The 19,978-nt window shown below is 70.9% G+C and carries 17 protein-coding genes; 11 read left to right on the top strand and 6 right to left on the bottom strand.

Annotation, left to right across the window (positions count from 1 at the left end; all coding sequences use genetic code 11):
- Window positions 1-16: 16 nt before the first annotated feature.
- The 8 genes from EDD29_RS42650 to EDD29_RS42615 all read left to right on the top strand — a co-directional run bounded on the left by EDD29_RS42650 (window position 17) and on the right by EDD29_RS42615 (window position 11,520).
- Window positions 17-2,239: a ribonucleoside-diphosphate reductase subunit alpha gene (locus tag EDD29_RS42650; RefSeq protein WP_123669810.1), complete on the top strand. Its 2,223-nt coding sequence runs from the start codon at window positions 17-19 to the stop codon at window positions 2,237-2,239.
- The gene (locus tag EDD29_RS42645) at window positions 2,236-3,234 is read left to right on the top strand and encodes a ribonucleotide-diphosphate reductase subunit beta (protein ID WP_246053304.1); all 999 of its coding nucleotides are present in this window, start codon (window positions 2,236-2,238) and stop codon (window positions 3,232-3,234) included. The genes EDD29_RS42650 and EDD29_RS42645 overlap by 4 nt, the downstream gene beginning before the upstream one ends.
- Before the next feature lie 136 nt (window positions 3,235-3,370).
- Window positions 3,371-3,757 carry a TOBE domain-containing protein gene (locus tag EDD29_RS42640; protein WP_123669809.1) on the top strand — a complete coding sequence of 129 codons (387 nt, stop codon included), beginning with the start codon at window positions 3,371-3,373 and terminating at the stop codon, window positions 3,755-3,757.
- A 22-nt stretch (window positions 3,758-3,779) separates the two neighbouring features.
- Window positions 3,780-4,547, top strand: coding sequence for a molybdate ABC transporter substrate-binding protein (modA, locus tag EDD29_RS42635; protein ID WP_123669808.1), 768 nt, complete (start codon window positions 3,780-3,782; stop codon window positions 4,545-4,547).
- A gap of 230 nt (window positions 4,548-4,777) precedes the next feature.
- On the top strand, window positions 4,778-5,563 hold the full coding sequence (gene modB, locus EDD29_RS42630) for a molybdate ABC transporter permease subunit (RefSeq protein ID WP_123669807.1): 786 nt from the start codon (window positions 4,778-4,780) through the stop codon (window positions 5,561-5,563).
- Window positions 5,560-6,594: an ABC transporter ATP-binding protein gene (locus EDD29_RS42625; RefSeq protein WP_123669806.1), complete on the top strand. Its 1,035-nt coding sequence runs from the start codon at window positions 5,560-5,562 to the stop codon at window positions 6,592-6,594. Before modB ends, EDD29_RS42625 begins: the two co-directional genes overlap by 4 nt.
- A 96-nt stretch (window positions 6,595-6,690) precedes the next feature.
- On the top strand, window positions 6,691-10,674 hold the full coding sequence (locus tag EDD29_RS42620; RefSeq protein WP_211360172.1) for a bifunctional nitrate reductase/sulfite reductase flavoprotein subunit alpha: 3,984 nt from the start codon (window positions 6,691-6,693) through the stop codon (window positions 10,672-10,674).
- Window positions 10,675-10,833: 159 nt separating this feature from the next.
- Window positions 10,834-11,520 (top strand): Crp/Fnr family transcriptional regulator, encoded by a 687-nt coding sequence (locus EDD29_RS42615; RefSeq protein ID WP_123669805.1) that lies wholly within the window; start codon window positions 10,834-10,836, stop codon window positions 11,518-11,520.
- 34 nt (window positions 11,521-11,554) lie between these two features.
- On the opposite strand, the gene EDD29_RS42610 is transcribed toward EDD29_RS42615, so the two are convergent.
- Genes EDD29_RS42610 through EDD29_RS42590 form a run of 5 tightly spaced genes read right to left on the bottom strand, consistent with a single transcriptional unit; the run spans window position 11,555 to window position 14,856 of the window.
- Window positions 11,555-12,448 carry an MBL fold metallo-hydrolase gene (locus EDD29_RS42610; protein ID WP_123669804.1) on the bottom strand — a complete coding sequence of 298 codons (894 nt, stop codon included), beginning with the start codon at window positions 12,446-12,448 and terminating at the stop codon, window positions 11,555-11,557.
- Window positions 12,448-13,275 carry an NUDIX hydrolase gene (locus EDD29_RS42605; protein ID WP_211360171.1) on the bottom strand — a complete coding sequence of 276 codons (828 nt, stop codon included), beginning with the start codon at window positions 13,273-13,275 and terminating at the stop codon, window positions 12,448-12,450. Before EDD29_RS42605 ends, EDD29_RS42610 begins: the two co-directional genes overlap by 1 nt.
- A 39-nt stretch (window positions 13,276-13,314) precedes the next feature.
- Window positions 13,315-13,773: a RidA family protein gene (locus tag EDD29_RS42600; protein WP_123669803.1), complete on the bottom strand. Its 459-nt coding sequence runs from the start codon at window positions 13,771-13,773 to the stop codon at window positions 13,315-13,317.
- Window positions 13,770-13,928, bottom strand: coding sequence for a Sp36 family protein (sp36, locus tag EDD29_RS42595; protein WP_123669802.1), 159 nt, complete (start codon window positions 13,926-13,928; stop codon window positions 13,770-13,772). The genes EDD29_RS42600 and sp36 overlap by 4 nt, the downstream gene beginning before the upstream one ends.
- A gap of 16 nt (window positions 13,929-13,944) precedes the next feature.
- Window positions 13,945-14,856, bottom strand: a complete 912-nt coding sequence (locus tag EDD29_RS42590) for a slipin family protein (RefSeq protein ID WP_123669801.1) — start codon at window positions 14,854-14,856, stop codon at window positions 13,945-13,947.
- A gap of 141 nt (window positions 14,857-14,997) precedes the next feature.
- Here EDD29_RS42590 and bagA point away from each other — a divergent pair, with 141 nt between their 5' ends.
- Both bagA and bagB read left to right on the top strand, forming a co-directional pair.
- On the top strand, window positions 14,998-15,984 hold the full coding sequence (gene bagA / locus EDD29_RS42585; protein WP_123669800.1) for an ATPase BagA: 987 nt from the start codon (window positions 14,998-15,000) through the stop codon (window positions 15,982-15,984).
- A complete protein-coding gene (bagB, locus tag EDD29_RS42580) occupies window positions 15,981-17,114 on the top strand; it encodes an ATPase BagB (protein WP_123669799.1) in 1,134 nt (377 codons plus the stop codon). The genes bagA and bagB overlap by 4 nt, the downstream gene beginning before the upstream one ends.
- Before the next feature lie 58 nt (window positions 17,115-17,172).
- On the opposite strand, the gene EDD29_RS42575 is transcribed toward bagB, so the two are convergent.
- A complete protein-coding gene (locus EDD29_RS42575; RefSeq protein ID WP_123669798.1) occupies window positions 17,173-17,481 on the bottom strand; it encodes a WhiB family transcriptional regulator in 309 nt (102 codons plus the stop codon).
- Between the two features lie 255 nt (window positions 17,482-17,736).
- Here EDD29_RS42575 and EDD29_RS42570 point away from each other — a divergent pair, with 255 nt between their 5' ends.
- Window positions 17,737-19,929, top strand: a complete 2,193-nt coding sequence (locus EDD29_RS42570; RefSeq protein WP_123669797.1) for a transglycosylase domain-containing protein — start codon at window positions 17,737-17,739, stop codon at window positions 19,927-19,929.
- The last annotated feature ends 49 nt before the right edge of the window (window positions 19,930-19,978 follow it).

Below are 19,978 nucleotides of genomic sequence, written 5' to 3'. Positions count from 1 at the left end.
CTACGAGGGAGAGCAGATGACGGTGACGGTGGCGGCGCACGACCGCGAGCAGGCCATCCGGGAGGCCGCCGCGCGGGTAGCGACGGATCCGGACCAGTCGCGGGTGGCGGCGGGGCTGCTGGCGGAGCTGATCGAAGACGAGGCGGTGGCGGAGGGCGCCGTGTCGTTCTCGGCGGCGGTCGCGCTGGCCTACGGGCAGGGGCTGCTGAACGAGCGGACCGCGGCGTTCGTCGGCGCGCACGCCGGGGAGCTCGACGCGCTCGTCGACGACGCGGGCGACGCGCGCCTGGAGTACTTCGGGATGCGCACGGTCTACGACAGGTACCTGCTGCGCCACCCCGTCACCCGCAAGGTGATGGAGCGGCCGCAGTACTTCTTCCTGCGGGTGGCGTGCGGGCTCGCCGACACGGTCGCCGAGGCCGGGCGGCTGTACGGGCTGATGTCGCGGCTGGAGTACCTGCCGTCGTCGCCGACGCTGTTCAACTCGGGGGCGGCGCGGCCCCAGCTGTCGTCGTGCTTCCTGCTGGACTCGCCGCGCGATGAGCTGGAGTCGATCTACGCCAGGTACGGGCAGGTCGCGCGGCTGTCGAAGTACGCGGGCGGCATCGGGATCGCCTGGTCGCGGATCCGCTCGCGCGGTTCCCTGATCCGGGGCACGAACGGGCACTCCAACGGGATCGTGCCGTGGCTGCGGACCCTCGACGCGTCGGTCGCGGCGGTCAACCAGGGCGGGCGGCGCAAGGGCGCGGCGTGCGTCTACCTGGAGCCGTGGCACGCCGACGTCGAGGAGTTCCTCGAGCTGCGCGACAACACCGGCGAGGACGCCCGGCGCACCCACAACCTCAACCTCGCGCACTGGATCCCCGACGAGTTCATGCGGCGGGTGGACGCCGACGCCGACTGGTCGCTGTTCGACCCGAAGGAGGTGCCCGAGCTCGTCGACCTGTGGGGTGCGGAGTTCGACGCCGCCTACCGGGCGGCGGAGGAGGCCGGCAAGTACGTCAGGCGGGTGTCGGCGCGCGCGCTGTACGGCCGGATGATGCGGACACTCGCGCAGACCGGCAACGGCTGGATGACGTTCAAGGACGCCGCGAACCGGGCCTGCAACCAGACCGCCGAGCCCGGCAACGTGGTGCACCTGTCGAACCTGTGCACCGAGATCCTCGAGGTGACGAGCGACGGCGAGACGGCGGTGTGCAACCTCGGGTCGGTGAACCTCGCCCGGCACGTCGGGCCTGAGGGGTTCGACTTCGCGCGGCTGCGTGAGACCGTCCGGACCGCGGTGCGGTTCCTGGACCGGACGATCGACCGCGGCTTCTATCCGACGGACGAGGCGCGCCGCGCGAACCTGCGGTGGCGTCCGGTGGGCCTGGGCGTGATGGGTCTCGCCGACGTGTTCTTCACGCTGCGGCTGCCGTTCGACTCGGCCGAGGCGCGGGAGCTGTCCACCGCGATCGCCGAGGAGATCGCGCTCGCGGCGTACGGGACGTCGTCGGAGCTCGCCGAGGAGCTGGGCGCGCACCCGTCGTACGGCGCCACCCGGGCGGCGCGGGGCGTGCTGCACCCCGACCATTTCCCCGGCGCGGCGCGCGCCGCGGAGTGGGCTGGCCTGCGCGAGCGGGTCGCCCGGACGGGGCTGCGGAACTCGCTGCTCGTCGCGATCGCGCCGACCGCGACGATCGCCTCGATCGCGGGCTGCTACGAGTGCGTCGAGCCGCAGGTCAGCAATGTGTTCAAGCGGGAGACCCTGTCGGGCGAGTTCCTCCAGGTGAACCGCTACCTGGTGCGCGACCTGCGTGAGCGCGGCCTGTGGATCCCCGAGATCCGGGACGCGATCAAGCGCGCAGAGGGGTCGATCCAGGACATTCCGGTCCTCGACGACGACCTCAAGGTGCTCTACCGCACGGCGTGGGAGCTGCCCCAGCGGGCGCTCATCGACCTCGCCGCCGCGCGCACCCCGTTCATCGACCAGTCGCAGTCGCTCAACCTGTTCATGGCGACGCCGACGATCGGCAAGCTCTCCTCGATGTACTCCTACGCCTGGAAGTCGGGGCTGAAGACCACTTATTACCTGCGGTCGCGCCCGGCCACCCGGATCGCGCAGACCACGGTCCCCGCCCAGGCCGCCGCCACCGCGCCCGCGACGGCGCCCGACGGCGTGGCGCCCGTCGCCGTCATCGACGCGGACGCCGTCGCGTGCTCCCTGGAGAACCCCGAGATCTGTGAGGCGTGCCAGTGACCCTGCTCGACCCCGGCATGGACCTGACGCTCCGGCCCATGCGCTACCCGGACTTCTACGACCGCTACCGGGCGGCGATCCGCAACACCTGGACGGTCGAGGAGGTGGACCTCGCCTCCGACCTCGCCGACCTCGGGAAGCTCACGCCCGAGGAACTTCACCTGGTGAAGCGGCTCGTGGCGTTCTTCGCCACGGGCGACTCGATCGTCGCCAACAACCTGGTGCTGAACCTGTACAAGCACGTCAACAGCCCGGAGGCGCGGCTGTACCTTTCGCGCCAGCTGTTCGAGGAGGCCGTGCACGTCCAGTTCTATCTGACGCTGCTGGACACCTACCTCACCGAGGACGCGGAGCGCACCCAGGCGTTCGCGGCGATCGAGCACATCCCGTCGATCCGGGCGAAGGGCGAGTTCTGCTTCAAGTGGATCGACTCGATCTCCGGCCTCGACGAGCTGCGGACCGTCGAGGACCGCCGGGGCTTCCTGCTCAACCTCATCTGCTTCGCCGCGTGCATCGAGGGCCTGTTCTTCTACGGCGCCTTCGCGTACGTCTACTGGCTGCGCTCGCGGGGTCTGCTCAACGGCCTCGCCTCGGGGACGAACTGGGTCTTCCGCGACGAGTCCCTGCACATGGACTTCGCGTTCGCGGTCGTCGACACGGTCCGGGCCGAGGAGCCGGAGCTGTTCGACGACGGGCTCGCGGCGCAGGTCACCGAGATGCTGGAGGAGGCGGTGGCCGCCGAGCTGGCGTTCGCCCACGACCTGTGCGGCGACGGCCTGCCCGGCATGTCGGCCACCGACATGCGCGCCTACCTGGAGTACGTCGCCGACCGTCGGCTCGCCCGGCTCGGCATGCCCGCCCGTTACGGCACGGCCAATCCGTTCGCCTTCATGGAGCTCCAGGACGTACAGGAGCTGTCGAACTTCTTCGAGCGCCGCGTGTCGGCCTACCAGGTCGCGGTCGAGGGATCGGTGGCGTTCGACGAGGATTTCTGATGGCACCCTGGGACGGGCCGCGCATCCGCGTGGCCCGTCCCGTCCTGGCGAATGCGGCACATTGCGGCCGCTCAGCCAGCAGGTGCGAGTCTTTTGTCCGATTGCTCCTTGAATATGCGATGGGTAGGGTGAGGTCGTGACGACGTTCCGGATCAGCGAGGCCGCCGAACTGCTCGGCGTCAGCGCGGACACCGTCCGGCGCTGGGTCGACGGAGGCAGGCTCGCCGCCGAACGCGACGACAACGGGCACCGCATCGTCACCGGCACCGCGCTCGCGGCCTTCGCGCGCGCCCAGGCCGAGACGGACGGAGCCAGTGACCGGTCATCGGCCCGCAACCGGTTCCGCGGCATCGTGACCGAGGTCCGCAAGGACACGGTCATGGCGCAGGTGGAGCTGGCCGCCGGACCCTTCCGGGTCGTCTCGCTGATGAGCCGGCAGGCCGCCGACGAACTCGGGCTCGAGCCCGGAGTCGTCGCGATCGCCGTCATCAAGTCCACGAACGTCGTCGTGGATCTACCGTGATGACCCCCTGAAGGAGACCCCCGTGTTCCGACGCGCGCTCACCCTCGCGCTGCCCGTCCTCCTCGCCTTCACCGCCGCGTGCGGCGGAGGCGACGACAAGGGAGGTGACGCCACCGAAGCCAAGACCGTGACGGTGTTCGCCGCCGCCTCCCTCACCGAGACCTTCACCGAACTGGGCAAGACGTTCGAGGCCGCGCACGAGGGCGTGACGGTCAAGTTCAACTTCGGGTCCAGCGCGACCCTGGCCCAGCAGATCACTCAGGGCGCGCCCGCCGACGTGTTCGCCTCGGCCAGCCCCGCGACCATGCAGACGGTCACCGACGCGTCCCTCGCGGAGGCCCCGACCACGTTCGTCAGCAACAAGCTGGAGATCGCCGTGCCCGCGGGCAACCCGGCGAAGATCGCGGACTTCGCGGACCTGGCGAAGCCGGCCGTCAAGGTCGCGCTCTGCGCCGAGCAGGTCCCGTGCGGCGCCGCGGCGCTGAAGGCGATCGAAGCGGCCGGGCTGAAGATCACTCCGGTCACCCTGGAGCAGGACGTCAAGGCGACCCTCACCAAGGTCACCCTGGGCGAGGTCGACGCGGCCCTCGTCTACCGCACCGACGTGCTCGCCGCGGGCGACAAGGTCGAGGGCATCGCGTTCCCCGAGGCCGACAAGGCGATCAACGACTACCCCGTCGCCGCCCTGAAGGACGCGCCCGCCGACGGCCTCGCCGCCGAGTTCGTCACCCTCGTCCTCTCCCAGCAGGCCAAGGACCTTTTCACGAAGGCGGGCTTCACGACCCCGTAAGGCACGTCCGCACACAGGCGGTTCCGACTCAAGTCCCCCAGGGGCGCGAAGACCCGGAGACAGAACCCCGCCGAAGTAGAAGGACGGCGTGGAAGACCCGATGAAATACCCCGGAACCGATGGGAGGCGAGGGGCGAGCACGCAGCCGTGCGCCCGCCGCCCGCATCGAGGCGACGCGGAACGAGCGGCCCGGCCAGGGCGGAATCCGAAGAACGAGGAGGTGGCAGGGCATGAAGCGGCGTAGGACGCGGGCCCCCTGGATGCTCGCCGTACCCGCCGCCTTGGCCCTCGCGTTCCTCATCCTGCCCCTGGTCGGCCTGCTCGTCCGCGCCCCGTGGCGGACCCTTCCGCAGCGCCTCGCCGAGCCCGCCGTCCTCGAGGCGCTGCGCCTCTCCCTGATCACCGCGACCCTGGCCACCGCGATCTGCCTTGTCCTGGGCGTCCCGCTGGCCTGGGTGCTGGCCAGGACCCGGTTCCGGGCCCGGCGCCTCGTGCGGGCGCTGGTGACCGTGCCGATGGTGCTGCCGCCCGTCGTCGGCGGTGTGGCGCTGCTGCTGGTGCTGGGCCGCAACGGCCTCGTCGGCAGGTACCTGGACGACGCGTTCGGCATCACGCTCCCGTTCACCACGGCCGCGGTGGTGATCGCCGAGGCGTTCGTGGCGCTGCCGTTCCTCGTGATCACCGTGGAGGGCGCGCTGCGGGCCGCCGATCCCCGGTTCGAGGAGGCCGCGGCGACGCTCGGCGCGTCCCGCTGGACGGTGTTCCGCCGGGTCACCCTGCCGCTGATCGCGCCGGGGGTGCTCGCGGGCGGGGTGCTGTGCTGGTCGCGGGCGCTGGGCGAGTTCGGGGCGACCATTACCTTCGCCGGGAACTTCCCCGGCGAGACCCAGACGATGCCCCTCGCCGTCTACCTGGCGCTGGAGACCGACCCGGAGGCCGCGATCGTCCTCAGCCTCGTGCTGCTCGCCGTCTCGGTGGCGATCCTCAGCGCGCTCCGCGAAAGGTGGATCCCATGAGCGGGCTGCGCGCCCGGCTCGGGGTGCGGCGCGGCGGGTTCCTGCTCGACCTGCCACTGGACGTCCCGGGCGGCGAGGTCGTCGCCCTCCTCGGCCCCAACGGCGCGGGCAAGACCACCGCCCTGCGCGCGCTCGCGGGCCTGGTGGACCTCGACGAAGGCGAGATCGTCCTCGGCGCTGCGCGGCTCGACGCGCTGCCCGTCGAACGCCGCCCGGTCGGGATGGTGTTCCAGGACTATCTGCTGTTCCCGCACCTGTCGGTGCTGGAGAACGTCGCGTTCGGGCCGCGCAGCCGGGGCGTCCGGCCCGGCATCGCGCGCGAGCGGGCCCGGGAGCTCATCGCGCGGGTCGGCCTCGCCGGATACGAGAAGGCGCGTCCCCGGGAGCTGTCCGGCGGGCAGGCGCAAAGGGTGGCGCTCGCCCGCGCGCTGGCCGTCGAACCCGAACTGCTGCTCCTCGACGAACCGCTCGCCGCGCTCGACGCGCACACCAGGCTGGAGATCCGCGCGGGCCTGCGCGCCCAGCTCGCCGACTTCGGCGGGGTCGCGGTCCTGGTCACCCACGACGCCCTGGACGCGATGGTCCTCGCGGACCGGATCGTGGTCATCGAGGACGGCCGGATCGTCCAGGAGGGTCCGCCCGCGGAGGTGGCCCGCCGCCCCCGCACCGACTACGTGGCCCGGCTGGTCGGCCTGAACCTCTACCGGGGGACGGCCGGAGAAGGCCACGTCGACGTCGGGGGGCTGCGACTCTCCGTCGCCGAGCCGTTGGAGGGTCCCGCGTTCGTGGCGTTCGCGCCCGGCGCCGTCGCGCTCTACCGGACCCGCCCCGATGGCAGCCCGCGCAACCTGTGGGAGGCGGTCATCGACGGGGTGGAGCGGCAGGGCGGGACCGTCCGGGTGCACCTCACCGGGCCCATCGCGGCGGCCGCGGACATCACCCCCGCCGCCGTCGCCGACCTCGAGCTGCACCCCGGCGCGACGGTCTGGGCGGCGGTCAAGGCGACGGAGACCCACGCCTATCCGGCGTGACCTCACCACGGCGGTGATGCACGTGTGTGGCGGACGTAACCCCGCGTTACAGGGCTATGTGACATTACGGTAACGAGGATTCCTTACCGTTTTCGGGTGAGTACCAGTGTGAAGACGGTCTGCGCCTATTGCGGTGTCGGCTGCGGCATGGTCCTGGAGATCGCGGGCGGCAAAGTCGTCAAGGCCTCCGGGGACAAGGCGCACCCGGCCAATTTCGGCCGCCTGTGCACGAAGGGGGCCACCACGGCTGACATGCTCGCCGCCCCCGGCAGGCTCACCACGGCCCTGCGGCACACCGACGGCGGTCCACGCCCGGCGGACGCCGACGCGGCGATCAGCGAGACGGCCCGCCGGCTCCGCGCGATCCTCGACGAGCACGGCCCGGACGCGCTGTCGTTCTACGTCTCGGGCCAGATGTCCCTGGAGGCCCAGTACCTCGCCAACAAACTGGCGAAGGGCTTCGTGCGGACCAACCAGATCGAGTCGAACTCGCGGCTGTGCATGGCGAGCGCGGGCACGGGCTACAAGCTCTCACTCGGCGCGGACGGCCCGCCCGGCTCCTACACCGACTTCGAGCACGCCGACCTGTTCCTGGTGATCGGCTCGAACATGGCCGACTGCCACCCGATCCTCTATCTGCGCATGATGGAGCGGGTGAAGCAGGGCGCGAAGCTGATCGTGGTCGACCCCCGGCGCACCTCGACCGCCGCCAAGGCCGATCTCTACCTCCAGGTGAAGCCGGGCACCGACCTCGCGCTGCTCAACGGCCTCCTGCACCTGCTGGTCGAGGCGGGCGCGACCGACACGGCGTTCATCGGCGCGCACACCGAGGGCTGGGACGCGCTGCCCGCCTTCCTCGCCGACTACGACCCCGCGACGGTCGCGGCGCTGACCGGCCTCGCCGAGGACGACCTGCGCCGCGCCGCCGCGCTGATCGCGGAGGCGCCGAACTGGATGTCGTGCTGGACGATGGGCCTGAACCAGTCGACGCACGGCACCTGGAACACCAACGCGCTGGTGAACCTGCACCTGGCGACGGGCGCGCTGCTGCGTCCGGGCAGCGGCCCGTTCTCCCTCACCGGCCAGCCGAACGCCATGGGCGGCCGCGAGATGGGCTACATGGGCCCGGGACTGCCCGGTCAGCGCTCGGTGGTCTCCCCGGCCGATCGGGCCTTCACCGAGGACATCTGGGGCCTTCCGGACGGCACGCTGCGCACCGAGGTCGGCAAGGGCACCGTCGAGATGTTCCAGCGGATGGCCGACGGCGCGATCAAGGCGTGCTGGATCATCTGCACCAACCCCGTCGCCTCGGTGGCCAACCGCAGGACGGTGATCGCCGGGCTGGAGGCGGCCGAGTTCGTCGTCGCCCAGGACGCGTTCGCCGAGACCGAGACCAACGCCTACGCCGACATCGTGCTGCCCGCGGCCCTGTGGACCGAGGGCGACGGGGTCATGGTCAACTCCGAGCGGAACCTCACCCTCACCGCCAAGGCCGTCGAGCCGCCCGGCCAGGCCCTGCCGGACTGGCAGATCATCGCCCGCGTCGCGTGCGAGATGGGCTTCGCCGACGCGTTCACCTACGGAAGCGCCGAAGAGGTCTTCGAGGAGCTGAAGCGCTTCCACAACCCCGCGACCGAGTGGGATCTGCGCGGCGTCACCTACGAGCGGCTGAGGCGGACCCCCGTGCAGTGGCCCGCCGCCGACCCCGAAGGCGACGACCGCAATCCCGTCCGTTACGTCTCCACCGGAACCCCCGTCTTCCCCACGCCGAGCGGCAAGGCGGTCTTCTATGCCCGCCCGCACCTCGACCCCGCCGAACTCCCCGACGACGACTACCCGTTCACCCTCAACACCGGCCGCCTCCAGCACCAGTGGCACACCCTCACCAAGACCGGGAAGGTGGCCAAGCTCAACAAGCTCAACCCCGGCCCGTTCGTGGAGATCCACCCCTCCGACGCCGCGGCCCTGGGCATCGCCGAGGGCGACGAGATCGAGGTCGCCTCCCGGCGCGGCCGCGCGGTGCTGCCCGCGGTGGTGACCGACCGGGTGCTGCCCGGCTGCTGCTTCGCCCCCTTCCACTGGAACGACCTGTTCGGCGAGTACCTCAGCGTCAACGCCGTGACCAGCGACGCGGTGGACCCCCTCTCCTTCCAGCCCGAGTTCAAGGTCTGCGCGGTCGCGCTGACCCGGGTCGCCGCCCCCTCCCGCCCCGAGGCCCCCGCGGGCCCCGAGAAGGCCGCGCCACCCCTCGGACTCACCTCGCGACCCACCGTAATGAGCGCCTCCGACATTCTCGGCGCCCCGCTGCCACCCCCGCCCGTCCTGGACGAGGCGGGCCGCCGCTACCTCGCCGGGTTCCTCGCCGCGCTCAAGACCGCCCCTCCCACGCCCGGAGAGGTGCCCGTCCTGCCCGCGGGGGCACCCCTGTCCCCCGACGACGCCGTGTGGATCAACGGGATGCTCGCGGGCCTCTACAGCCGCGGGGACTCCGCGCCCGTCCCGCCCGGCCCCGTCCGGACGGTGCTGGTGCTGTGGGCCTCCCAGACGGGCAACGCCGAGGACTTCGCGGCGGACGTGGCCCGGCGGCTCGCCGGGGCCGGGCTGAGCGCCCCCCTGGTCAACATGGACGACACCACGCCCGACGCGCTGCGCGAGGCGTCGGAGGTCCTGGTGATCACCAGCACCTTCGGCGACGGCGACGCCCCGGACAACGGGTCGGGCTTCTGGGACTCCCTGTCCTCGGCGGAGGCGCCCCGGCTGGACGGGGTCCGCTACTCGGTCCTCGCCTTCGGCGACTCCAGCTACGACGACTTCTGCGGGCACGGCCGCCGTGTGGACGACCGGCTGGGCGAGCTCGGCGCCGTCCGGCTCGCCCCGCGCGTCGACTGCGAGCCCGACTTCGAGCCGTCGGCCCGGGGCTGGCTGGATGAGGTCGTCCAGGCGCTCTCCCCTGGCGTCCCCCCGGCGGCCGCCCCTGCGGCCCCCGCCTCCCCGGCTCCGCCCGCGCCCCGCAAGGCGGCCCCCGTGACCGCCCCGCTGACGGGCAACCGCCTGTTGAGCCTCCCTGGCGCCGCCAAGGAGGTCCGCGAGTTCGCCTTCGACATCTCCGGCACAGGGCTGACGTACGAGGCGGGAGACGCCCTCACCGTCCGCCCGGTGAACTGCCCCGACCTCGTCGAGGAGTGGCGCAAGGCGGCGGGCCTGCCCGAGGACGTGGATCTCTCCTCCCGCGACCTGACCAAGATCACCCCGGCCCTGCTGCGCTTCCTGTGCGACCGCACGGGCGACAGGCTGCTGAAGAAGCTCCTGCGGCCCGGCAACGAGCACGAGCTCAACCAGTGGTCGTGGGGCCGCCAGGCCGTCGACGTGGTCGCCGAGTTCCCCGTGGCCGCCGCGCCCGAGGAGTGGGCCGAGGTCCTGCGGCCGCTCTCCCCGCGCAGCTACTCGATCTCCTCGAGCCCCGCCGCGGACCCCGACGAGATCAGGCTGACGGTCTCGGTGGTCCGCTTCGAGAACCTGCGCGGCCGGGTGCGCAAGGGGGTCGCGTCGACCTTCCTCGCCGATTCCCCGGCGGGTACCGAAGTGCGGATCGCGGTCCAGCGGTCCCCGCACTTCCGTCCGCCCGCCGACCCCTCCACCCCGATGATCATGGTCGGCCCGGGCACCGGAGTCGCGCCCTTCCTCGGCTTCCTCGACGAGCGGGCCGCGCGCGGGGCGAAGGGCCGGAACTGGCTCTTCTTCGGCGAACAGCGCGCCTCGACCGACTTCTACCACCGGGAGAACCTGGAGTCCTGGCACGGTGACGGGTTCCTCACCCGGCTGGACCTCGCCTTCTCCCGGGATCAGCGGGCCAAGATCTACGTCCAGGACAGGATGCGCGAGCACGGCGCGCGGCTCTGGGAGTGGCTGGAGGAGGGCGCCCACTTCTACGTCTGCGGCGACGCCCAGCGCATGGCCAAGGACGTCGACGCGACCCTGCGCGGAATAGCCGTCCTGCACGGCGGACTCACCAAGGAGGCCGCCGATCGCTATGTGAAGAAACTCGCTAGTGACAAAAGGTACGTACGGGACGTGTACTGAAGTTACCTGAGAGTAAGCTGTTACCAAGGGCACTGGCTGCTACACGAGGCCGGTGGATCGGTAAAGTCAGGACTCGGACGCGCCAAGACCCCACGTTCACTCGCTCGGTGCGAGGTGCGTCACACTGGGCATACAAGTGCGTGTTCGGGAGGAGAAGGCGTGTCGGACCGCGATATCGAAGTACTCAGTAAGGCCCCGCTGTTCCAGGCGCTGGACGATGCAGGCGCCAAGGCGCTGCGCCAGCACGTCAGCGAGGTGCGCCTGGCCAGGGGCCAGAGCCTGTTCCACGAGGGCGACACCGGCGACCGGCTCTACGTCGTGCTCGACGGCAAGATCAAGCTCACCAGGATGGCCCCCGACGGCCGCGAGAACCTGCTCAGCGTGCTCGGCCCCGGCGAGATGTTCGGCGAGCTGTCGCTGTTCGACCCCCGGCCCCGCACAGCCGGCGCGATCGCGGTGACCGAATGCCGGCTGGCCGGGCTCGGCCACGACGAGCTGCGCCCGTTCCTGACCGCCCACCCGGAGGTCGGGATAGCGCTGCTCCAGGCCCTGTCGGAGCGGCTGCGCCGCACCAACGAGGTGATGGCCGACCTGGTCTTCACCGACGTGCCCGGCCGGGTCGCCAAGGCCCTGCTGGACCTCGCCGAGCGCTTCGGCCAGCCCACCGACAACGGTCTGCACGTGCACCACGACCTCACCCAGGAGGAGCTGGCCCAGCTGGTGGGCGCCTCCCGGGAGACCGTCAACAAGGCGCTCGCCGACTTCGCGGCGCGCGGCTGGCTGCGGATCGAGGCCCGCGCGGTGGTCATCCTGGACATCGAGCGGCTGCGCAAGCGGTCGAAGTGACCGTCCGGCCGCCCTCCTCCCACCCCAGAAGGGGTCAGCGGCCGGACGCGAGGTAGTTCATCTGCGCCTGGACGGACCACTCCGCCGCGGGCCACAGCTTCCTGTCCACGTCCGCGTAGACCGTCTCCACGACCTCGCGGGCGGTGGTGGCACCCGCCTCCAGCGCGCCGCGGACCTGCTCCAGCCGCGCCCTGCGATGCCCGAGGTAGGCCGCGACGGCCTTGGCGGGCTCCTCCAGGACGGGTCCGTGCCCCGGCAGGATCCGGTCGATCCCGTGCTCGGCGGCGTGGTCGCTCATCCGCTGGAGCGAGTCGAGGTAGTCGCCGAGGTCGCTGACGATCGTCGTCCCGTAGCCGAGGACGGTGTCCCCGGTGAGGACCGACCGCTCGGCGGGGAGCCAGAACGACAGGGAGTCCTCGGTGTGCCCGGGGGTGCCCCATACGCGCAGCTCCAGGCCGTCGGCCTCGATGACGTCGCCTTCGACGAGCCCCTCGCCGCCGTGCCTGTGCCTGGGGTCCAGCGCGCGCACGGGCGCCTTGGCCATGCGGGAGAAGCGCTTGGCTCCCGCGGCGTGGTCGTGGTGGCCGTGCGTCAGCAGGATGTGCCCGACGTCCAGGCCGCGCCGGTGCACCTCGGCGAGGACCGCGCGCAGGTGCCGTCCGTCGTTCGGCCCCGGATCGACGACGATCGCCCGCTTCGCCCCGGGTTCGGCGAGGATCCAGCTGTTGGTCCCGGTCAGCGTCATCGGGGACGGGTTGACGGCCAGGACGGCCGCCGCCCGGTCCGTCCCGCCGATGACCGTCTCGGGGAGCCCCCGGGCCGCGAGACGGCCGAGGACGCCCCCGCGCGACCCCATCATCGCCAGGGCCGCCGAAGGTTCGGCGAGGAACTTCCGCGCCGCCTGGATCTCACGCCGTGAAATACCCATCACGCCTCATATTGGTGTGAAGCCTCGTCTGGAAGGACAAGATACGGAACCCCGTCGATGATCTTCGCATCGGGCTGGTGCACGGCGAACCTGTGTTCCGCGGCCAGCACCTCGGCCACGCTCCCGTAGGCGGTCAGGCTCTTCAGCATCGCGATCGTCGGCGGCAGCATGAACCACTCACCGCGGGTCACCCGCTCCAGCCCCTCGGCGGGCCGCACCCAGGCGACCCGGTCGGCCTCGGTGCTGACGTCCAGGGCCCGCTGCCCCTCGGGCAGGGCCGCGACGAAGAAGCGGGTGTCGTACCTGCGCTTCTCGATGATCGGGGTGATCCAGTGCCCCCACGGCCGCAGGAGGTCCGCGCGCAGGACCAGCCCGTTCGCGTCGAGGAAGCCCGCGAGCGAGTGGGAGCGGTCCAGCAGGGCGAGGCGGTCGGCCTCGTACGGCGCGGTGTCCTCCACGATCTTGTCCGGGGACGGCCCCGCGAGCAGGACGTGCGCCTCCTCGAAGGTCTCCCGGACGGCGGCGCACACCAGCGCGCGCGCGGTTCCCTCGTCGGCCCCGAAGACCTCGCCCCAGGACGTGAAGTCGGTCACCGGCTGGTGGTACTCGGCGTCACGGGCGTCGACGCCCCCGCCGGGGAAGACGTACGCGCCGGGCGCGAACGCCATCGAGGAGACCCGCCGGAGCATGAAGACCTCGAGGCCGTCCGCCCGGTCCCGCAGCAGCAGCACGGTGGCCGCGTGCTTCAGGACCGGGGGCTGGACGCGCCCCGACTCCAGGTCCCGGATGCGCTCCAGGAACTCGGCGGGAAGTTCAAGTCCGTTCATCCGGACAATCTGTGCGCTGTACAACCGATAAGTCAAGCGTTACCTGACTTCGGCGATCAGCTCCACTTCGACCGGCGCGTCCAGCGGAAGCACGGCGACGCCGACGGCGCTGCGCGCGTGCACGCCCGCGTCGCCGAACAGCTTGCCCAGCAGGTCGCTCGCACCGTTGACGACCGCGGGCTGCCCGGTGAAGTCCGGGGCACTCGCCACGAACCCGACGACCTTGACGATCCGCACGACGTCGTCGAGGTTCACCTGGGACGCCAGGGCGGCCACCGCGTTCAGCGCGCAGATCGCCGCGAGCTCCGCCGCCCGCTCGGGCGTGACGGACGCGCCGACCTTCCCGGTCGCGGGCAGTTCGCCCTTGACCAGGGGGAGCTGCCCCGAGGTGTACACGTAGTCCCCGGACCTGACGGCCGGGACGTAGGCCGCCAGCGGCTTGGCGACCTCGGGCAGGTCGAGGCCCAGCTCGCGCAGCCGCTCCGCGACCGCGCTCACGGCAGCGGCCGCTTGAAGTAGGCCACCAGGGTGTCCCCGCCCTGAGGGCCGGGGATGACCTGGACGAGTTCCCACCCGTCGGCGCCCCAGTTGTCGAGAATCTGCTTCGTCGCGTGGATCAGCAGAGGTGCTGTCGCGTACTCCCACTTGGTCATGGGACCAGCGTAGAGGTCACTCCAGTCCCTTCGGGCGGACGGCCTCGCCCTGCGGCGGCTCGGCGCCGGCGAGCTCCGCGACGTCGGGCAGGTCCTGCATCGTCGCCTCCAGCGCGGGAGGCTCCTCGACCGGCTGAGCCACGGGCTCGGCCGCGCGCTCCTCGCCCGGCGTCATCTTGTCGAAGAACCGCAGCAGTTCCACCGGCAACGGCATGATCAGCGTGCTGTTCTTCTCGGCCGCCACGTCCGTGACGGTCTGGAGCAGGCGCAGCTGGAGCGAGGCCGGGTCCTTGGACAGCTCGTGCGCCGCGGCGGCGAGCCGCTTGGACGCCTGGTACTCGCCGTCCGCGGTGATGATCCGGGCGCGGCGCTCACGCTCGGCCTCGGCCTGGCGGGCCATCGAGCGCTTCATGCCCTCCGGCAGCGACACGTCCTTGATCTCCACCCGCTCGATCCGGACGCCCCAGGGCCCTTCGGTCATCTCCTCGATGATCGCCCGCAGCGCGGTGTTGATCTTGTCGCGCTCGGACAGCAGTTCCTGCATCTCGGCCTTGCCGATGACCGACCGCAGCGAGGTCTGCGCCACCTGGGAGACGGCGTAGACGTAGTTCTGGACGTTGACGATCGCCTTGCTCGGGTCGATCACCCGGAAGTACACGACCGCGTTGACCTGAACCGTCACGTTGTCCTGGGTGATGCCGTCCTGGCTGGGCACCCCCATCGCCACGGTCTGCATGTTGACCTTCTGGAGCCGGTCGGCGATCGGGATGATGAGCGTCAGGCCGGGGCCCCGGACGCTCTCGGTGAGCAGCCTCCCGAACCGGAACACGATGCCGAGTTCGAACTGCTGGACGATCCGGACGCCGGTGGCGGCCCCGATCAGCAGGAGAAAGATCAGAACGCCTAGTAGCAGGATGAGAGCTGACATCGAGCACCTCCACGCAGATCTGGTGCAGATCAGACGGGACCGAGGGTGTCCCCGGTTCCAGACTAGGCCGCGGATCGCGTATCAGGGATTACTTACCGACGCACTGATGATCTTCAGGGGTCGAACGATAACCTCGAAGACGTGAGCGTTGAAGACACCGATTGGGACGGCGTGCGACTGCACATCGTCACCGGCAAGGGCGGGACGGGCAAGACGACGGTGGCCGCGGCCCTCGCGCTCGCCCTGGCGTCCGGCGGCAAGAAGGTGCTGCTCGTCGAGGTCGAGGGCAGACAGGGCGTGGCCCAGCTCTTCGACGTCCCCCCGCTGCCCTACGAGGAACGCAAGGTCGCGGTGGCCCACGGCGGAGGAGAGGTCTTCGCCCTGGCCATCGACACCGAAGAGGCCCTCATCGAGTACCTGGAGATGTTCTATAACCTCCGCCGTGCCGGGAAGGCCCTGACCAAGCTGGGCGTCATCGACTTCGTCACCACCATCGCCCCCGGCCTGCGCGATGTCATCCTCACCGGCAAGGTCACCGAATCCGTGCGCCGCAAGGAGGGCAGGAAGTTCAAGTACGACGCCGTCGTCATGGACGCCCCGCCGACCGGGCGCATCACCCAGTTCCTCAACATCTCCGACGAGGTCTCCAACCTGGCCAAGGTCGGCCCCGTGCGCAACCACGGCGACCTCGTCATGAGCGTCATCCGCTCCCCGCAGACCCGTGTCCACTTCGTCACGCTCCTAGAGGAGATGCCCGTCCAGGAGACGCTGGACGGCATCCACGACCTCGGCGCGTCCGGGATCGGGATCGGCGGCGTCGTCGTCAACATGGAGCGGCCCGCGATCCTCTCGGCCGAGGCGCTGGACTCCGCGGGCGAGGGCGCGCTCGACCTGGAGGAGGTCACGCGCGGTCTCAAGGCGTCCGGACTCGAGCAGCACGCCGCGGACCTCGCCGCGGCGCTGGCCGCCGAGGCCGGCGAGCACTCCCAGCGCACCGGCCTGGAGCAGCGCGAGAAGGCGCGCATCACCCACCGGCCGCGCTACGACCTGCCCTTCCTGCCCGACGGCATGGACCTCGCGGGCCTGTACGAGCTCGCCCAAGCCCTGCGCGACCAAGGAGCGGCGTGAAGAACCTCGACATCGACGCGCTGATCGACGACCGGCGCACCCGCATCATCGTGTGCTGCGGCGCCGGCGGCGTCGGCAAGACCACCACCGCGGCGGCCCTCGGCGTCCGCGCGGCCGAACGCGGCCGCGACGTCGTCGTGCTCACCGTGGACCCGGCGCGGCGGCTCGCGCAGTCGCTCGGCCTGTCGGAACTCGACAACAGCCCGCGCAAGATCCAGGGCGTCGAGGGCGAGGGCGAGCTGCACGCCATGATGCTCGACATGAAGCGCACCTTCGACGAGATCATCGAGGCGCACTCCGACCCCGACCGGGCCAAGCTGATCCTGGCCAACCCCTTCTACCAGTCGCTGTCGTCGTCCTTCTCGGGCACGCAGGAGTACATGGCGATGGAGAAGCTCGGCCAGCTGCACCGCTCGCACGCGTGGGACCTCATCATCGTCGACACCCCGCCGTCCCGGAACGCGCTCGACTTCCTCGACGCGCCCGAGCGGATGGGCCGCTTCCTCGACGGCAGGTTCATCAGGCTGCTGCTCGCCCCCGCGAAAGCGGGCGGGCGCATCGGCATGAAGGTGTTCACCGCGGGGTTCAGCATGGTCACCGGCGCCGTCACCAAGGTGCTCGGCGGCCAGCTCCTCAAGGACGTCTCCACGTTCGTCACCGCCTTCGACACGGTCTTCGGCGGCTTCCGGGAACGCGCGGAGAAGACGTACGAGCTGCTGAAGTCGCCCGGCACCGCGTTCCTCGTCGTCGCCGCGCCGGAACCCGACGCGCTGCGCGAGGCCACCTACTTCGTCGACAGGCTGAACTCCGAGCGGATGCCGCTCGCCGGGCTCGTGGTGAACCGGATGGCGATGTCCGCGGCGCACTCGCTGTCCTCCGCGCGCAGTGCCGCGGCCGCCGAGATGCTCTCCGAGCGCGGCGACCACCCGCTGACCGCGTCGCTGCTGCGGCTGCACGCCGAGCGGATGCAGCTCGCCGCCCGGCAGGAACGGCTGCGCGACCACTTCGCCGCGGCCAATCCGACGGTCCCGGTGACGACCGTGCCGGCGCAGGCCGAGGACGTCCACGATCTGGACGGGCTGCGTGTCATCGGCGCGGCGATGGCCACATCCGGCCAGGGATCGATCTGACATTTAGGACGAAGAAGACCCGGGTACCTACGAGGTACCCGGGTCTTCTTGTTCAGACTCAGCTCGCGACGAGCTCGTCGGAATCGTCAGAGGTGCGCTCGTACTCTTCCTTCGCCGTCTCCAGCAGCTCGCGCCATGAGGTGACGCCGGGCTTGCGCCGCAACAACGCGCGACGTTCCCGTTCCGTCATCCCGCCCCACACACCGAACTCGATCTTGTTGTCCAGCGCGTCGGCCAGGCACTCCGTTCGTACCGGGCAGCCCCGGCAGATGAGCTTGGCCCGATTCTGAGCCGCGCCCTGAACGAACAGGGCGTCCGGGTCCGCGTTACGGCAGGCGGCACGGGCGGTCCAATCCGTGATCCACATCTTGGCCCCACTCCCCTAGGGTCTTGTGTAGTTGTGGGCTCCTTGGCCAGACGGGCGCGGACGTCAGGCCGCCAAAACAAAAGCCGTGGGGAGAAACTTACGGAAGCGAGGGGCGATTCAACAGACCCCAGAGGGCCCATTCTCGATATAGCCCGCTGGGGCCATGACGCGCCTGATGACTAGTCACTGCTACAGTGCACGGTTCGCCCGCGCAGCAGCCGAGTAGCGCGGTACTCCTTGGGTACCTTGATCGACATGCTCGAATCGGGGGATCGGGAAAGCAGGATCGGCGTGCTCCGCCGGCTCGTCGCGGCGAGCGCCACCGCGGGCGGCCTCGTGGCGCTGCTGCTGGTGCCGGCGGTAGGCGCGGCCGGGCTCGGGGTGCGCAAGGCCGCCGACGACTTCAAGAACATGAACGTCGAGCGGATCACCCGCTTCCCGTCGGAGAAGTCCGTCGTGTACGCCGCCGACGGCACCCCGATCGCCACGTTCTTCGACGAGTTCCGCGACCCCGTCCGGCTCGACCAGGTCGCGCCCGTCATGCGGCAGGCGATGATCGCCATCGAAGACTCCCGCTTCTACGAGCACGGCGCGCTCGACGCCAAGGCCGTGCTCCGAGCGGTCACCCGCAACGCCGAGGCCGGGGAGACCCGGGAGGGCGGCTCCACCCTCACCCAGCAGTACGCCAAGAACCTTCTCCTCTCCAACGCGCGCACGAAGCGGGACCGTCAGCGCGTCACCGCCACCACGTTCATGCGCAAGGTGCGCGAACTGCGGTACGCGCTCCAGCTCGAGCAGACGATGTCGAAGGACTCGATCCTGGAGGGCTACCTCAACATCGCCTACTTCGGCGCGGGCGCCTACGGCGTCCAAGCGGCCGCGCAGAGGTACTTCAGCAAGCCCGCCTCCAAATTGACCCTCCCTGAAGCGGCACTCCTCGCCGGCATCACGAAGAACCCGTTCGCCTTCGACCCCTTGCTGCATCCGAAGGCCGCCAAGGAGCGGCGCGACATCGTCCTCGCCCGCATGGCGGAGCTCAACGTCATCGGCGCGGCCGAGCAGCGGCGCGAGACCGCGCGGAACGTCCACCTGTCCCCGAAGCAGCCCAAGGGAGGCTGCTCGACCAGCCAGGTGCCCTTCTACTGCATGTACGTGCGCGCGGAGATGATCCGCGTCCTGTCCAAGGGCAGGCCGGAGCGGCTCAAGGAGGCCGCCGACCGGCTCCAGCGCGGCGGCTTCACCATCCGCACCAGCTTCGACACCGGCATCCAGGAGGCGGTCCAGCACGCGGTCGACACGCGGACGTCGGCGTCGTCCGACCGGGTCGCGGCCCAGGCCATGGTCGAGGTCGGGACCGGCAGGCTCAAGGCGCTCGTCACCTCCAAGGAGTTCGGCACCGCCAAGCCCAAGACGACGCTCAGCCTCGCCGCCGACGCGGCGCACGGCGGCGGCATCGGGGTGTCCGCGGGCTCCACCTTCAAGATCTTCACCCTGCTCGCGGCGCTCGACGCCGGCCTGCCCGTCCGCACCTCCTTCCCCTCACCCGGCGGCATGACCATCGGCGGCTTCACCACCTGCAAGGGCCGCGAACTGCCCGCCTGGCACGTCGGCAACTCCCACGAGAGCCAGTCCGGCAGGTTCACCATGCGCACCGGCACCTGGGGCTCGGTGAACACCTACTTCGCGCAGCTCCAGAAGGCCGTGGGCCTCTGCAAGGCGGTGAAGATGGCCGAGCGGTTCGGGATGGCGCGCGGCGACGGCTCACCACTACAAGAGGTCCCGCCGCAGGTGCTCGGCAGCAACGAGGTCGACATGGTGCACCTGTCGGCCGCCTACGCGGGCATCGCCAACCACGGCGTGTACTGTCCGCCCGTCTCGATCGTCGAGGCGACCGGGCCCGGCGGCAGGCCCGTCCGGCTCGACACGCCCGAGCGGCAGTGCCGCAAGGCGGTCTCGCCCTGGGTCGCCGACACCACCTACGACATCATGCGCGGCGTGCTCGGCCCGCGCGGCACCGCGAAGGGCATCGACAAGCCTTCGAAGGACGCGGCGGGCAAGACCGGCACCTGCGAGAACTTCTCCTGCGCGGTCTTCGCCGGGATCTCGCGCGACCTGGCCTCGTCCGTCGCCTACTGGGACTACCGCGGCGGCTTCCGCTACCCCGTCAGCGGCGTGTACGGGGCGGGCATCCCCGCGGAGATCTGGTCGGCGAGCATCAGCGCCGCCCACCGGGCCTACCGGCCGTCCGTCCACCTGCCCGACACGCGCGGGATGTCCCTGGGCAGCGCCTTGACGACACTCGACCGGGCGGGCTTCCGCACCACGGTCTCGCTCGGCCCCGTGACATCGCACCTGCCCAAGGGCACCGTGGCGTTCACCTCGCCCTCGACCCAGATCACCAGGGGCGGCACGGTCACCGTATTCCTCAGCAACGGGCGAGCGCGATGAGCTGAAAGCCCCTTATCGGACGGCATGGTCGATCGTTCCGGGTACCGTA

This window comes from Actinocorallia herbida, from assembly GCF_003751225.1.
In the GTDB taxonomy this organism is placed as follows: Bacteria; Actinomycetota; Actinomycetes; order Streptosporangiales; family Streptosporangiaceae; genus Actinocorallia; species Actinocorallia herbida.
This window is presented reverse-complemented; position numbering and strand designations above follow the sequence as displayed.